Here is a 13,452-nt window from a genome sequence, read left to right as displayed (position 1 = left end):
CCTCATTTGGACGCATGCGAACGTCAACAGAAAAGGCTGGCTCACGACATGGAGACAATCCGACCGCTGAAATTCGGGACGCTTTCTTTGCCTGATCGGGAAAGCAGACTCGTTTGCAGAAGCATTCTTCTGGACATGCTCGGAGAGGCGACCATCGCCCCAGACGAGGGCGATTTGACCGGTGTGACCGGCCTCTTCTGGAAATACGTTTCCCTGTCGCTGGCAACCGTCTATTTTCCCAGAACGATGCTTCGGCTCAACGCAAGCGGCATGGGGGATGCCGGTATCGTCATCCTGCGTGCGATGGACGGTCCGCTCGTCATCCGTCACCGTCGGATAAAGGTGGAGACGGCACGCGCAGACGTCATATTTCTCCCCTCGGACGCGTCATCCGAGATCACGCTGCCGGAAGGTGGGCGCTTCGATTGCGCTTACCTTCCGGCCTATGCTCTGGCTTCCAAGCGCGATCTTCTAAAGCCGATAATGATGCAACCGCTTGCGGCGGAATGCCTGCCTTTGCAGCTCCTGACGAACTATGCGGGCTATCTTCTGAGGCAGGAGTATCAGAGCGAGGAACATGCCGGCATGATGGTCGCGCATTTCTACGATCTTCTGCCGGTGCTTGCTCAAGATGTCGGCAATGTAAGTCCGCGAGAAACGCCGCACAATCGCATGGCATCCATCAAGATGCGCGTGGAACAGAACCTTGCGAACGGTTCTTTCTCGATAACCGACGTGGCCGAGGCCGAGCGTATCACTCCGAGGGCAATCCAGAAATTCTTCAGCCGCGAGGGCACAACATTCTCCCGCTATGTGCTCGGAAGGCGGCTCTCACTCGCCAAGGGTCTCATACTGGCCGAAGGCGAGGCCACGTCCATCAGCCAGATCGCCTACAATGTCGGCTTTAACGATCTTTCCTACTTCAATCGAACCTTCAGGAGCCGCTACGGCGTGCGCCCCTCCGACCTGCGCCGGCTCGCGGCGGCCGCCTGACGAACTGACAGAAAGGGCGCTCCCGGTTGAGGGAGCCGCCGTGCTTCCGTTGTAGCCCGCACTCTGCAACGAGAGGTAAACAGGAATTCGACAGAAACACCTTAACGGTTCAAATGTTGGAATCGCCGCTGGATGAAAGTTCAGTGGCAGGTCATCGCATTTCCAAATGGCTGATGACGCGCACAAAGTGACATTTCAACTTTGCCCAACGGCGGACAGTTCAACCTTGCTGCCACGAAAAAATCGAGGCGACCGGAGCCGATGTGACCGTCGATGACACGACAGTGCCGGTGGGCCATGGCCTCCAGGTCCGTACGGGGCGATCGGGCCGGAGGCATCAGAAGCAGTCGATCATTCGGCTCAATGCGCCTCGGATGTTCCGGAGGACACGGCCCTCCCCCACTGCAAAAGTCAATTGCGAGCTAGCGCCTCAACGGATCTTAGTCGTGCAGCTTTCCTCGCAGGGAAGAAGCCGAAGATCGTGCCGATGATAACTGCCATAACACAGCCGATGACAACCGCTTGCAACGAGATCACCATTGGAACCGGCGACCCGACGTAGCCCGAAATCCCCCAAGACCCAAAGCCAGGGCGACGCCTACGCCGCATCCAATGGTCGTGATAGCAAGCGCCTCAATGAGAAATTGCATCAGGATATCGCTCGGGCGTGCCCCCACGGCCATGCGCAAGCCTATTTCATTGGTGCGCTCGGTGATTGACACGAGCATAATGTTCATCACGCCTACTCCTCCGACTAGGAGAGCCACGGCCGCGATAGAGGATACCAATATCGTGTCGCCGCAACAATTTCGGAAGGACCTCGATCACCTCTATGGCGCACGGTCTTTCGATCTGCTGCACCACATTTGTTCGATTCTGCATCCGGAAGCATTTCTTCGGGAGAGCGCTCATGGTTGAAAATGGGAACCTGGAAGACGCGGAGCGCGCGCTGTCGAAGGTCATCGGCAAACATGACATTAAGCTGCAATTGGTGCTCAATGGAGTGAATAAGACGTTTTCAGGCAGGTGTTCCGCTGGCGACTTCTTTCTACGGCTATCCCCGGAACGCCTTCATTCGCAAACGGAGCTACAGCGTGAGGCACGGCTCCTCACAATTGTCACTGATCATGAGCCATCAATCGCTACAAGGCCCTTTCCGGATGCCCAGCATGCCGGAGCCGCCTTCGCCTGGGGCGGTGAACGTTATTTTGGAATAGCAACGGCCGTCGCGCCGGGAACTCCTTATGATGAGTCAATCGGCGAGCTGCGTCGGTTTGGACAGGCGCTAGCGAAGCTTCATAGTGTGCGTGCGTTCGGCGACGCCGGCGTCGACAGGGCAGAGCAAGTCGATCATTCACGCTCAGATCATCGCGAAGGCTCGCTGGTGGACCAGATTTCTCTGGTGACTGCTACCGCAGCAGATTGGGTTGATCGCGGTCGGCCCACAGGTTCCGGGCGGCGATCCATCTGCCATGGAGATGCCTGGCCGGGTAACGGCCGATTTGGCGCCCACGCTGTGACGTTGTTCGACTTCGAGCACGCATCGATCGGCGACCCCGTCCGCGACTTCGCCAACGTTGCGTGGTGGCTGACAGGCCTGCAGCAGCCATCGGATACGATAGCGAAACTTTGGACCGCCTTCCTGGAGGGCTATGACGAGGGGCATGACCTGTCACGTCCAGACCTTTCGAGCCTTCCGTATCACGTTCTTCTGGTCGAGCTGCGTTCGCTGCTCTTTCTCCGCGACTTCATCCGGCTCTCGCCTGAGGTCGAACGCAGCACAAAGGCCGGGACGCAGCAACTCGTTAGCATTTGGCGTGACCGGATGGTGCCTAAGAATGGTTTAATGTCGAATGGCTGGTGACGCTCTCATCGACATCGATGACGCATCTCCGTCCGACCGGACCGTGCTAATCGCGATTTATTTGAGCGGGCATGCGCAAGCAGCTGTACCAAGCCCCGTGGACCTGTCGGTCATCGAAAGCACGGTCGACGCCAATCTGATGCTCTCCAGCGCATCTCCTAGGGACCTGATATCTCTGAAGGCCGTCGTTGACACCTCCGTAGCTGGTGCGGGCCTCGCACGCCGCCGACGTGACGGTCGATATTCGGTAGAGATCATCGTGGGGGCGACTTGGCTGAGGAGGGGCATTGCGAAGTCATTGTTGTTCGAGCTGAACACGCGCTGCCGCGATCTGGGCGCAATCGAAACCTGCGCACACATCTATAAAGATAACTGGGCTAGTATTGCCCTGGTCGAGAGCGTTGGCTCACACTCATCGGCAGATTGGAAGGCGGAAAAATGCTCGAATTCGTAAAACTGCTTACGTGACTAGCCTTCCTTGAAAAGGAGCTGAGCAGCATTCTGCGTGTGCGATAGAACAATTATTCGCTCGACAGCCGCTGACATCAGGCAAATCTGCTTCTTGATCTCCTCCAGACCGGCACCATTGACGATAAGGTCGATAATTGCGGTCATTGCCGATTTAAGATCATCGTACTCGACGTCGCACTCGGCCGGTGGCGCCAGAAGAAGATTGTCGACGGTGATAGAGAACAAGAGATATTCGGTTTCCGACAGGCCTACCTTCCCGATGGCGTCCACAATACGTAAGCAGAATACCGACGCGTGGACGCCGTTATTTTCCGCCCTGGCCGCAAACTGGGCGAGAGCCCCGGAACCGAGGTGATGATGATCCGCTTGGAGGATCCAATGGTCTCCAACGCATTTTCGATCTGCGAACGCAACGCCTACCAGGCCCCCGGAGCATGGCCCTTTACGTAGTTTGCCGAACTGCTCACATCGATGACCGCGGCCTCTCCAGCGTTTAGCCATCGTTGAAGAATTTCCGGTGAAACTGCCTTCACCTCCGGGACGGGAAGGATATCGAACCGTGCGTGCTCAGTCTCACGTCGCTCGCCGTCGGGCCATGCCAAGTCAGGGCGGGCGACGATGGTTCGCGGGAACGACTGACTGATCCAAGAACAGTACCGACGGTGTGCTTGACTCGGCGCTTACTCTTCAGCCGCGATCGCTCTGATGAGGCCTACCAGTTGGCGACGAACTGTCGTGTCGCTTAGCCGGGCAAATGCCCGGTTAAGAGCAATGCCCTCTGGACTGGACAGATACTGTTCCAGGTCAGCATCGGCCTTCGGCAGAGCGCCGCCGCCTGGGCTGTCAAAGAAGTGGGAAACCGGCACGTTCAGTGCGTCCGCGATGTTTTGAAGACGACTTGAGCTCACTCTGTTGGCAGCCTTCTCATATTTTTGTAGCTGCTGAAACGTCACTCCAATGCGCTCCGCAAGCGCCGTCTGCGACATGCCCAACATCATCCGCTGCGTTCGGATTTTGGCGCCAACGTGAATATCGACTGGATCTGGTTTGTTGTTCTGTGACGCGAGTCTGCTCACCCTATTTTCCCCGCACCTTACGGCAATGCTGAGTGCTGTTATGTGGCCTTGGAGCACTCGGCTGATGCCCTCATTATTTTAGAACTCCATTATATACAATTTAGCAGCTGCTGTAAGTTGGTGTGACCGAGCAGCTTCGCCTTTTTTTGCGCATTTCATTTCAGCTGCCCGGCCGCTTGCAGAGTGTCGGCTCAGGGTGCACGGAGGGTATGGAGCCGCCGCGCATTGGACAATCAGGGCTCCATCGCGATCGCGAGCTGGAACATATGGCTAACTATCGGCTTCTCCACGTTGAACAGGAAAGGATGCGATCGATGAAGGAATTCGTGAGAAGCCTGCTGGCCGAGCTTGCCCCGGCCTGGGTGGCGCAGCAGGAGCCGCGCAAAGATGAACCGCCTTTACCGGTACCGGGGCGTGAGCCAGATCCTGGGGAAAGACCCGGGAAAGAACCAGCTCCGGAGCCCGAACCCATTCCACCCATTGATCCAGACGAGCAGGAGCGGCCGATCCTGCCAGTACCGCCGGTCCGCTGAGTCACATTCCAGCGCATGCGGTGTAGCTACTCCTCGGAAGCCCGCCACAGGCTCGTCTCCTGGGAAATTTGGCCTTGAAGCCCATTACGCGGCGTTGCTGCGCTTGTCGAAGGCGACCAGTGGATTGTCCACCATGCCCTGGAAATCCGGTACCGGGCGCTCGTCGTCATCGGCATAGCCATGCGTGAACAGGCGAACCCGGTTCAGGCAAAGACGCGGATATTCATCGGCGAAGAGATCGAATGTCGCGAAACGGGAGGCCATCTCGGGGAAGCGCTTCTGATAGGCGAGTATGCTGTTGCGCGCCAACCCCCAGAAGGCGTGCTCGGAGAGGCCGGAGCGCTGGTCAAGCAGGACAGACATGTAGCGGAAGACGCATATGAAGAGCGTCGTCTGGATGAAATGGATCAGGAAGTCCGCAGGTAGGCACAGGAGAACCGCCCGGACCTCTTCCGGCAGGGTGGCGCTTTCGGGAAACGCCTGATCGCATACAATAACGTCGTCGATGAAATCGCGCAGTGCCAGACGCTCCGGCCGGCCGTCCTTGAGAATGAGTGTCGCATTCTGACCGTGCGCCGAAAAGGCAAGGCCGTGCTTCGCGAGCAGATGGAAGACCGGCGGGATCACGACGTCGAAGAGCCGCGCCATCCATTCCGAAACCGTCATTCCCGATTTCTCGGCGAGTGCTTGAACCACCGGTTTGCCGTCCGTGCCGGCATGGAGGAGGGCGGCAAGCGGCATGCCCGTTTCGCCGGACTTCAGATGCGCTGCCAGGCTGTCGCGCCACATGCAGCCAAGCATTTCGTTGAACTGATAGGGCGCGCCCTCAATCGCGGAGAATTGCGGATGGACGTAGTGCATGCCTGCGCGCTCGCCGAGAAGAACGAGACCGCACTCCTCGGACAGGAATCGGTCCCTGGCGAGCAGTTGGTCGAGCCACGTCGTCAGCGGCGCAGCCGTCAGCGCCCGCTTGCCGGGTATGCCGCGATAAACAGCCGTGTTCAGAATGGTCATGCATAGCTTCAGTGTCGACTTCTCCGGATGGGAGATGTTCGACAAGGTTCGTACCGATTGCTGCGGCAGGTAGAGATCATCGCCCGTGCCGAGAAACACGATGTGCCCTGCCGCTATGTCGGCGGCAAAGTGCGCAACGATCATGTGATCCCATTGCCATGGATGCACCGGCATCATGTAATGCGTGCTGACGGAGCCGCCTCGCGCGGCGAGCGCGGCGCAAAACGCGTCGAAGCGAGACACTCCGACGGCTTCGCGGACAAGCCCCTCGTTGGTAAGCGTCTTTTCCGCGATGAAGGAGGCGCGCTCCTTGCTGACACCGAGCCAAAGCACCTCGGTCGGCGTTCGGTTTTCCGGCGTGTAGGCAAGATAGTCGGAATAGCCGAGGCCGATACGCCCCTTGCTGACGGTGACCCACGGATGACCTGTGGTCTCGCCTTCCATGCGAATCTCATCGAGCTCCGCAAGTTCGGTACCGGTTTTGGCCGCGCGTGCGGCAATATGGGCGTCGGAAACGAGCGTGTTACCGAGTTCTTTGATGAAGTGTGCGACCGTCATTGGCTTGACGCCGAGCTTGGGCAGCACCTCCGCGCAAAAGGCCAGCGGATCGTCAATCGGGGCATCGGTATTGCCGTGTCGCTTCAACAAGCTCGCAGGATCGACCGAGAGGTTGTCGAAGACATAGCGCTTGGCTTTGAAGCGATACTGAAACTCGCCGATGTCGATGCGGTAGTGTCCCGGTTTTTCCTCCAGAACGTCGAAGACACGTTCATACGCGAATTCCTCGATGACTTTGGCCAGAAGACGTTTCGAGACCTGCTGCCAGAGCTCCTTGGAAAAGGCGCCGGGAAGAAGGGGATCATGATGCATGCGCATAGAAATCTCCTGAAATCGAGGACGGAGCGGTCTGACTGGAGGGCAGACCGAACTTCTGGAACGATGCCGACGCGTTGACGCGGTAATGCTCGCGACCGAGAAGCTGATTGACGATGACGGCATTGCGAAAGGCGCCGAGGCCAAGATCCGGCGCGCCGACGCCGTGGTGGAAGGTTTCGGCATTCTGGACGAACACATGGCCCTGGCCGCCGTCGCTGCGGCGTGCACGGAAATCCCCGCCGACGACGAGGTCGCCCAAATCGCAGGTATCGAGAACGTTGCCCTTCAGCGACTCCAGCCATTCCGGCCAGGCATGCCGGTACCCCGTTGCGGCCACAATCGCGTCGGTCTCGACCGTTGCCTTCTCATCCAGATGGTTGTGGTTGATGCCGATGCGGAACGACCCCGATCCCCCTGCGCTCTCCAGCATTTCGACCGCACAATTGGAAAAAAGTGCCAGGCCTGGATCGCGTCCGCCTACCGAACGTTCATACATGAGATCGAAGATCTCACCGATGGTCGAAAAGCTGATGCCCTTGTAGAGCAGGCCCTGGTTCGCAACGATCTCGCGACGTCTGTCCGGCGCGATTCGATGGAAATGGCGCATGTAGTCAGGCGTGAAGTATTCGAGTCCCAGCTTCGAATACTCCATCGGGAAGAACCCCGCCGAGCGGGTGATCCATTGGATCGAAGCGCCGGCTGCGACCATCTCCGGCGTCAGATCGTTCAAAAGCGCAAGAACGCATTCGGCGGCGCTTTGCCCTGAGCCGATGACTGTTACACGGCGTCGTTTCGAGAGCTCCAGACGCCGCCTCCCGAATTCGCTGGAATGCATGAGCGGTGCCATCGTCTTGACCTGCGCCCACTTCGGCAGGAAAGGAGCCGTGCCGACGCCGACCGCAATGTTTCGGCTTCGATATCGCTGCTTTCCGCCCAAGGCGGACCTGCTTTCGACAATAAAGCTGTCGGATGCCGGCTCATGGGCAACGTCGACCACTTCCTCGCCGAAGCGGCAAGCGGAAAGTTGCTGCGAGGCCCAGCGGCAATAGTGATCGTATTCCTGCCGCGGGATCATGAAGTTTTCGTAGAAGTAGAACTTGTAGAGGCGATCGTGCACAGCAAGGTAGTTGAGGAAGCTCAGACGATGCGTCGGGTCCGCCATGGTGACGAGATCCGCCATGAAGGGAACCTGCAGGGTCGTCCCGGGAAGAATGAGCCCTTCGTGCCACCGGAACGCCGGTTTGCGCTCGAGAAACACGCTCGAGAGATTTTCGTGGGAAGAGAGAAGGGCGGCAAGGCCAAGATTGAACGGCCCGATGCCGATCCCTGCTAGATCGAAATCCGTCATGATCATAATCCGAATTGTTGAATGAAGCGTTCCCGGTAGCAGAACATCAGTTTGGCGCGCTTGTCGGGAAGGTCGATTTCGCCCTGTTCCTCGAAGGCGCAGGCTGGTGCATAGCGAAGCAGGCGCCGGGCTGCGACGCTCGGCTCTCCGACTACCTTTTGCGTTCCCGGGTCATCGAGAAAGAGGAAGCGGGTGAAGGCACGGATGACTGCGGGCGCGATGCCGCGGCCGAAAAATGAAGGTTCGCCGACCAGCATGTGCCAGCCCCTGTCCTTTTTCTCGGCCGGATAGTAGCGACCAAGCACATCGTCCTTCGCCCAGTAGGCTTCCCAATAGCTCATCGGGGTCCCGTCGATGAGGCCGATATACGGATCCTGGTGCGGATCGGCGAGATTGATATCGATATAAGCTGCGATGTCTTCGATCGGTTTCGCCATCTTCCATTGCGGCACGACATGCGCCTGATTCATCCACCGCCAAAGGAGCTTCAGATCGCGCTGCTTCTCAAGAAGGCGGAAGCTGATCGTCCGGCGTATGTCGGGGTCGTAGCGCGAATAGGCCAAGGCAGTGTCCGGCTCGCTCCTCTCAAGCATCTGCCAGAACCTTTTCCGTTTCGAACAGGGGGTTGGTGATTTCAAGGTAGACCGATTGTGTTTCAAGCGGCCCGACGAGCTCGTCCATGCGCGCAAGCCGCGTCTTGAGATTCGCCTTGCATTGCAGCGTCGGCGCCAGCATCTTGCGCACAATTCCGGAATTCGCGCCCTCAAGCGCCTCGAGCCGCAGCAGCTCGCTCCGCAACATCGTAAGAAGGGCGGTCTCGCTGACGAGTCCCTCCCGCCCGAGCGCTCCGATCATGCCGAGAACCGAATTGATGAAGGCGTAGTAGAGCAGGCGCTCATCGACCGGCTCTTCACCAAAGACGGACTCGCTCGGCTCTCCGAAGCCCGGCAGCGCCTCGACAAGCGCTCCGTGCGCACGCTCATGGTGGAAGAAGCCCTGATTGTCACGGTAGAACAGGCCGACCGGATAGCCATGCTCGATCTCGACCACGATGTTCTGCTGGTGCGCCTCCATAGCGATGCCGTGGCGTAGATAGAGCCCAAAAATCGGCCGGACGAAGATCGTCAGGAACCGCTCGAACCAATCCCTCGCAACGATATCAAGCGGGCGTCCCTCCAGGCGCGCCCGGTTTCGTATCAGCGCCCCAAGCCGGCTGCCGCGGTCCGGCAAATGCTCGCAAACGGCCGCAAGGAGCGACACGTTGCGATCGGCATCCGCGCCAGTGAAGGGATTTTCACGCATCGACACGGAGAGACCGTCGATCAAGGCGCCGTCGATCTTGACGCCCATAAAGGCCGGATCTGGAATGAGTGTCAGGCCCGGATAGCTGCGCGCGAAATCCTGCCATAGCCCGTGGCGGCGGAAGCGGTACATGTCGTCCCCGCGGAGGAGTTCCCGGGCAAGATTGACGCGGACGGAATTGGTGATGCCGACGCCCAGCGACATCTTCAGCATGAAAGGCGCATCCGGGCGGTAAAGCGTGCGCACGGACGACGTAGGGAACCATGGCTTGCCGGCCTCGCCGCAATCGATCATGCGCCCACCCGCCACGAGAGCTGCCACTGTGGGATCCTTCAGCATCTGGTCAGCCTGCCAGGGGTGCACCGGCAATAGAGCGAAGTCGCCCACGGGCAGACGTGCCTTGAGGGCATCGATGTCGCTCCCCATGGCCTCTTTCAGCCATTCTTCCGCCGAAGGCGAGCCCTCGGAATGGCCGGTATGGAAAAGCCCGCCTTCGACGGCGAACCAACGCAGCGGGAAGCCGGCGGCGAACTCGGGGGAGTAGCGCCGCGATTGCGCCTCCGTCATGCCTTCGCGGCTTTTCGGGCAGGGATGAATGCCGTGTCCGGCAATCAGCCCCTGTTCCGCCGCGACGAAAGAGACCTCATCGCCCGCGAGTGCGGCCAGGTCACCGTTGCGGGCTTGAAGCGCCGCTTCGATCAGGAGCCGACTCGAATGCGTGCGGTTCAGCAGGTCGGCACGGCCTTCTTTCGCAGCATTGGAAGGTTCCAGACGCTCGACAACGGCGGTTATCGCTTCGACGGCATCGACCGCCTTCGCCCCATTTTCGTCCGTCAGGATCACCGGCTCGCCGAAAAGATGGTGACCGGTTGCCGAGCGGTAGTGAGCGGGCAGGCCGAGGCTCCCGCCGCCGTCGGAGAAGGTCATCATAAAGTGCAATTGGCCTTGTGTCTCCACCCAGCGGACGTGGTGGGGATACTCGCGTGCTACGCAGTTGAGAAGGGAGCGCAGGGTAAGCGTCGCAGCGTTATGGGCGTGCATGATGGGTCTCCAGTTCGCGGGCCGTTTCGCCGATCGCATCGAGGATGCGGTGGACGACATCGGGGGTTGAACGCGGATTGAGCAGGGTGAGCTTGAAGTGGACGCGGCCGTCGAGAACGGTCGTTGCAAGCGCCGCGATGCCGGCATTGAAAAGCGCCGCTCGCGTCTTCAGCGTGATCGCATCGGCAAATTTCGGTCCCCTCGCCGAGACGTAACGGAAGAGAACGGTCGACAAGGACGGTGGCCTAGCAAGACTCAAGTATTCCCGTGTCTTCACTGCTTCCGCGGCGGCATACGCATTTTGCAAAGTCTGGCAGATCAGAGCGTCCAGCCCGTCGCGGCCGATAGCGCGCATGGTCATGAGAATCTTCAATGCGTCGGCTCTGCGCGTCGTCTGCATCGAACGCTCGACGAGATTCGGTGCATCGGCAAAGACTGCATCTTCGGGATTAAGGTAATCCGCCTTGCTCGCAAGCGGTGCGAAATCCGCCCGGTCGCGCAGAAGTAGCGCGCCGCAACTGATCGGCTGAAACAGCATCTTATGAAAATCGAGCGCGATCGAGTGGGCATACTCCAATCCCTCAAGGCGGCTGCGATGGCGGGAAAAGAGAAGCCCACCGCCATAGGCAGCATCCACATGCATCCAAAGCTTCTGAGCGGCGGCCAGATCGGCGATTTCGACAAGCGGATCGATGGCGCCGAGGTCGGTCGTTCCCGCCGTCGCGACCACGGCGACGGGTATGCGACCTTCGCCGGCCACCCGCAGCAACTCGGCTTTAAGCGCCGGCACTGACATCCGGCCATCTGCATCGGCTGCAATAGCGATGACCGCATCTTCGGCGAAGCCCAGTATCGCAGCGCTCTTGCGGATACTGAAATGCGCATGTGCCGACGTCAGGATGACGCCTGCTTCCCGTGCTTCGGGGCCGCACCGCACCGCGGCCAGATACAAGGCCGTCATGTTCGACTGGGTGCCGCCGCTGGTGAAATTGCCGCTTGCCGACGCCGGCAATTCTGCCAATTGCGTGAGGCAGGTGAGAACCCGCTCTTCGACGATCGTAGCGAAGGGCGATTGATCCCACGAATCGAGCGACTGGTTGGTCGCCGAGATAAGGACCTCTGCCGCGAGTGCAGGCACCGCGACGGGGCAATGGAGATGTGCCATTGCCGCCGGATGACCGACCATCATCGCATGCTCAAGCGCCGGTCTGCCGACATCGGCAAGTGCGGCGGCGATTCCCGTCCCGACCTCCGGCAGCGGATCGAGATCGTCGAGGAGGCCGCGTAGCCCCTGGACGCTCGTCCCGGAGTAGAGACTGCTTGCGGCTGCCGTTCGATCGACGACCATGTCGATGGCCTGCAGCATCGCGTTGCGGAATCCCTGGCGTGACTCGCTGTCGGTGCCGAGTATCTGGTCGGCGTGATCGGGTTGGTCGGCCGGTGGGGTTCTGAATGCAGCGACGTTGATGTTCATGCGGCCTTGCGTCCAAGGCGCTCGAATGCGGCGGCAAGAGCGCCAGAGACCTGATCGATCTCCGCGTCGGAGATTACCAGCGGGGGCAAGAGGCGCAGCACGCTGCCGTAGCGACCGCCTGTTTCAAGAATAATCCCGGCACGGAACATCTCGTGCTGGATCGTCCGTGCGATCTCCTGCCCATGCGGCGGATGGCCGAGCGCATCCGGCAGGCCGTCTGGATCGACGACTTCGACGCCGAGCATCAGGCCTTCGCCGCGCACTTCACCGATGTAAGGCGTCTGTGCCGCCATCCGTTCGAGATTGGCGCGAAGCCTTCGCCCGGCGATCGCCGCCCGTTCGACAAGCCTGTCGCGCTCAATGATTTCCAGGGTCTTGGACCCGGCAGCCATGGCAAGCTGATTTCCACGGAAGGTCCCGGCATGAGCGCCCGGCTTCCAAAGGTCGAGAGCCTCGCGGTAGATCACGACCGCAAGCGGCAGTCCGCCGCCGATCGCCTTGGAGAGCACGAGGACGTCGGGAATAATGCCGGCCTTCTCGAAGGCGTAGAAGCTGCCCGTGCGCCCGACGCCGCTTTGCACTTCGTCGACAATGAGGGGGATGCCGAGATCGCGCGTCACGCGGCGGACCGCGCGCAGCCATTCGACAGGAGCGGGTATGACGCCGCCTTCTCCCTGCACGGCTTCGAGAATGACCGCGGCCGGGCGGTTGATGCCCCCCTCCGGGTCACGCAGTGCGCGCTCGAAGTATTCCGCGGCGAGGGTTGCAGTCTCGTTGCCCCCACGGCCGAAGGGGCAACGATAGGCATAGGGGTAGGGAAAGAAATGCGCACCGGGCACCAGCTGGCCGACGGAAGCTTTTGGTCCGAGTGAGCCCATGAGGGAAAGCGAACCCTGCGACATGCCGTGATAGGCGCCCCGGAACGAGACGACGTCGGTGCGACCTGTCGCCGTCTTCGCAAGTTTGATGGCCGCCTCGACGGCGTCAGTACCGCTCGGCGAGCAAAATTGGATCTTTGCCTCGTCACGAAGTCCGGTGGGAAGGGTGCCGAAAATGTCGGCGACAAAGCGGTCCTTCACCGGCGTCGTCAGATCTAGGGTGTGGAGCGGCAGGCCCGAACCGAGGACCTGCTGCAGCGTCTCGATCACCTCCGGGTGGTTATGACCGAGCGCCAACGTTCCAGCGCCTGCGAGGCAATCGAGATAGGATCTGCCGTCGACGTCGGTAACTGTGCAGCCGAATGCCGATTTCAGCGCGACGGGAAAGCGGCGCGGATAGCTGCGGGCGTTCGACTCGCGCCTTTCCTGTCGTTCGAGATAAAAGGCGTTGTCAGCGCGTGCGGAAGCATCCATGAGATCAACTCCGTTGAAGATTTTCGATGACGTTCGGGCGGCTAACTCAGCCGGCGTCTCGGTCTAACTCTTTACAATCACTCAGCTTCTGCGATTTTCAGGTCGATC

The 13,452-nt window shown here is 59.9% G+C and carries 11 protein-coding genes and 1 pseudogene; 3 read left to right on the top strand and 9 right to left on the bottom strand.

All coding sequences use genetic code 11. The features are described 5' to 3' along the window. The first annotated feature begins 48 nt into the window (after positions 1-48). A complete protein-coding gene (gene rhrA / locus M1D34_RS30200) occupies positions 49-993 on the top strand; it encodes a rhizobactin biosynthesis transcriptional regulator RhrA (RefSeq protein WP_498784915.1) in 945 nt (314 codons plus the stop codon). A gap of 411 nt (positions 994-1,404) precedes the next feature. Here rhrA and M1D34_RS30195 read toward each other — a convergent pair. After that, positions 1,405-1,787: pseudogene (locus M1D34_RS30195) on the bottom strand (FtsX-like permease family protein); the annotation flags it as partial. 116 nt (positions 1,788-1,903) lie between these two features. Here M1D34_RS30195 and M1D34_RS30190 point away from each other — a divergent pair. Continuing rightward, positions 1,904-2,857, top strand: coding sequence for a phosphotransferase family protein (locus M1D34_RS30190; RefSeq protein ID WP_498784913.1), 954 nt, complete (start codon positions 1,904-1,906; stop codon positions 2,855-2,857). Further along, positions 2,847-3,311 carry a GNAT family N-acetyltransferase gene (locus M1D34_RS30185; RefSeq protein WP_498784911.1) on the top strand — a complete coding sequence of 155 codons (465 nt, stop codon included), beginning with the start codon at positions 2,847-2,849 and terminating at the stop codon, positions 3,309-3,311. The genes M1D34_RS30190 and M1D34_RS30185 overlap by 11 nt, the downstream gene beginning before the upstream one ends. Positions 3,312-3,325: 14 nt before the next feature. Here the strand turns inward: M1D34_RS30185 and M1D34_RS30180 are convergent, their stop codons facing one another. From M1D34_RS30180 to rhbA, 8 genes are all read right to left on the bottom strand, one after another. Next, positions 3,326-3,829 carry a hypothetical protein gene (locus tag M1D34_RS30180; RefSeq protein WP_498784909.1) on the bottom strand — a complete coding sequence of 168 codons (504 nt, stop codon included), beginning with the start codon at positions 3,827-3,829 and terminating at the stop codon, positions 3,326-3,328. 179 nt (positions 3,830-4,008) lie between these two features. Beyond that, positions 4,009-4,404, bottom strand: a complete 396-nt coding sequence (locus M1D34_RS30175; RefSeq protein WP_498784907.1) for a helix-turn-helix domain-containing protein — start codon at positions 4,402-4,404, stop codon at positions 4,009-4,011. A gap of 617 nt (positions 4,405-5,021) precedes the next feature. Further along, complete coding sequence (gene rhbF / locus M1D34_RS30170; protein WP_498784905.1) at positions 5,022-6,827, bottom strand: rhizobactin siderophore biosynthesis protein RhbF; 1,806 nt, start codon at positions 6,825-6,827, stop codon at positions 5,022-5,024. Then, a complete protein-coding gene (gene rhbE / locus M1D34_RS30165; protein ID WP_498784903.1) occupies positions 6,811-8,175 on the bottom strand; it encodes a rhizobactin siderophore biosynthesis protein RhbE in 1,365 nt (454 codons plus the stop codon). Before rhbE ends, rhbF begins: the two co-directional genes overlap by 17 nt. 2 nt (positions 8,176-8,177) lie before the next feature. Next, positions 8,178-8,768, bottom strand: a complete 591-nt coding sequence (gene rhbD / locus M1D34_RS30160; RefSeq protein WP_010968204.1) for a rhizobactin siderophore biosynthesis protein RhbD — start codon at positions 8,766-8,768, stop codon at positions 8,178-8,180. Then, positions 8,761-10,518: a rhizobactin siderophore biosynthesis protein RhbC gene (gene rhbC, locus M1D34_RS30155; protein WP_498784900.1), complete on the bottom strand. Its 1,758-nt coding sequence runs from the start codon at positions 10,516-10,518 to the stop codon at positions 8,761-8,763. The genes rhbD and rhbC overlap by 8 nt, the downstream gene beginning before the upstream one ends. Next, on the bottom strand, positions 10,505-11,992 hold the full coding sequence (rhbB, locus tag M1D34_RS30150; RefSeq protein WP_498784898.1) for an L-2,4-diaminobutyrate decarboxylase: 1,488 nt from the start codon (positions 11,990-11,992) through the stop codon (positions 10,505-10,507). The genes rhbC and rhbB overlap by 14 nt, the downstream gene beginning before the upstream one ends. Further along, on the bottom strand, positions 11,989-13,344 hold the full coding sequence (rhbA, locus tag M1D34_RS30145) for a diaminobutyrate--2-oxoglutarate transaminase (protein ID WP_498784896.1): 1,356 nt from the start codon (positions 13,342-13,344) through the stop codon (positions 11,989-11,991). Before rhbA ends, rhbB begins: the two co-directional genes overlap by 4 nt. Between the last annotated feature and the right edge of the window lie 108 nt (positions 13,345-13,452).

It is taken from the genome of Ensifer sp. D2-11, assembly GCF_054161295.1.
This window is presented reverse-complemented; position numbering and strand designations above follow the sequence as displayed.

Coding starts and splice junctions, on each gene's coding strand:
- rhrA (WP_498784915.1), top strand. CDS start 49: ATGGAGACAATCCGACCGCTGAAATTCGGGACGCTTTCTTTGCCTGAT.
- M1D34_RS30190 (WP_498784913.1), top strand. CDS start 1,904: ATGGTTGAAAATGGGAACCTGGAAGACGCGGAGCGCGCGCTGTCGAAG.
- M1D34_RS30185 (WP_498784911.1), top strand. CDS start 2,847: ATGGCTGGTGACGCTCTCATCGACATCGATGACGCATCTCCGTCCGAC.
- M1D34_RS30180 (WP_498784909.1), bottom strand. CDS start 3,829: ATGGCTAAACGCTGGAGAGGCCGCGGTCATCGATGTGAGCAGTTCGGC.
- rhbF (WP_498784905.1), bottom strand. CDS start 6,827: ATGCGCATGCATCATGATCCCCTTCTTCCCGGCGCCTTTTCCAAGGAG.
- rhbE (WP_498784903.1), bottom strand. CDS start 8,175: ATGACGGATTTCGATCTAGCAGGGATCGGCATCGGGCCGTTCAATCTT.
- rhbD (WP_010968204.1), bottom strand. CDS start 8,768: ATGCTTGAGAGGAGCGAGCCGGACACTGCCTTGGCCTATTCGCGCTAC.
- rhbC (WP_498784900.1), bottom strand. CDS start 10,518: ATGCACGCCCATAACGCTGCGACGCTTACCCTGCGCTCCCTTCTCAAC.
- rhbB (WP_498784898.1), bottom strand. CDS start 11,992: ATGAACATCAACGTCGCTGCATTCAGAACCCCACCGGCCGACCAACCC.
- rhbA (WP_498784896.1), bottom strand. CDS start 13,344: ATGGATGCTTCCGCACGCGCTGACAACGCCTTTTATCTCGAACGACAG.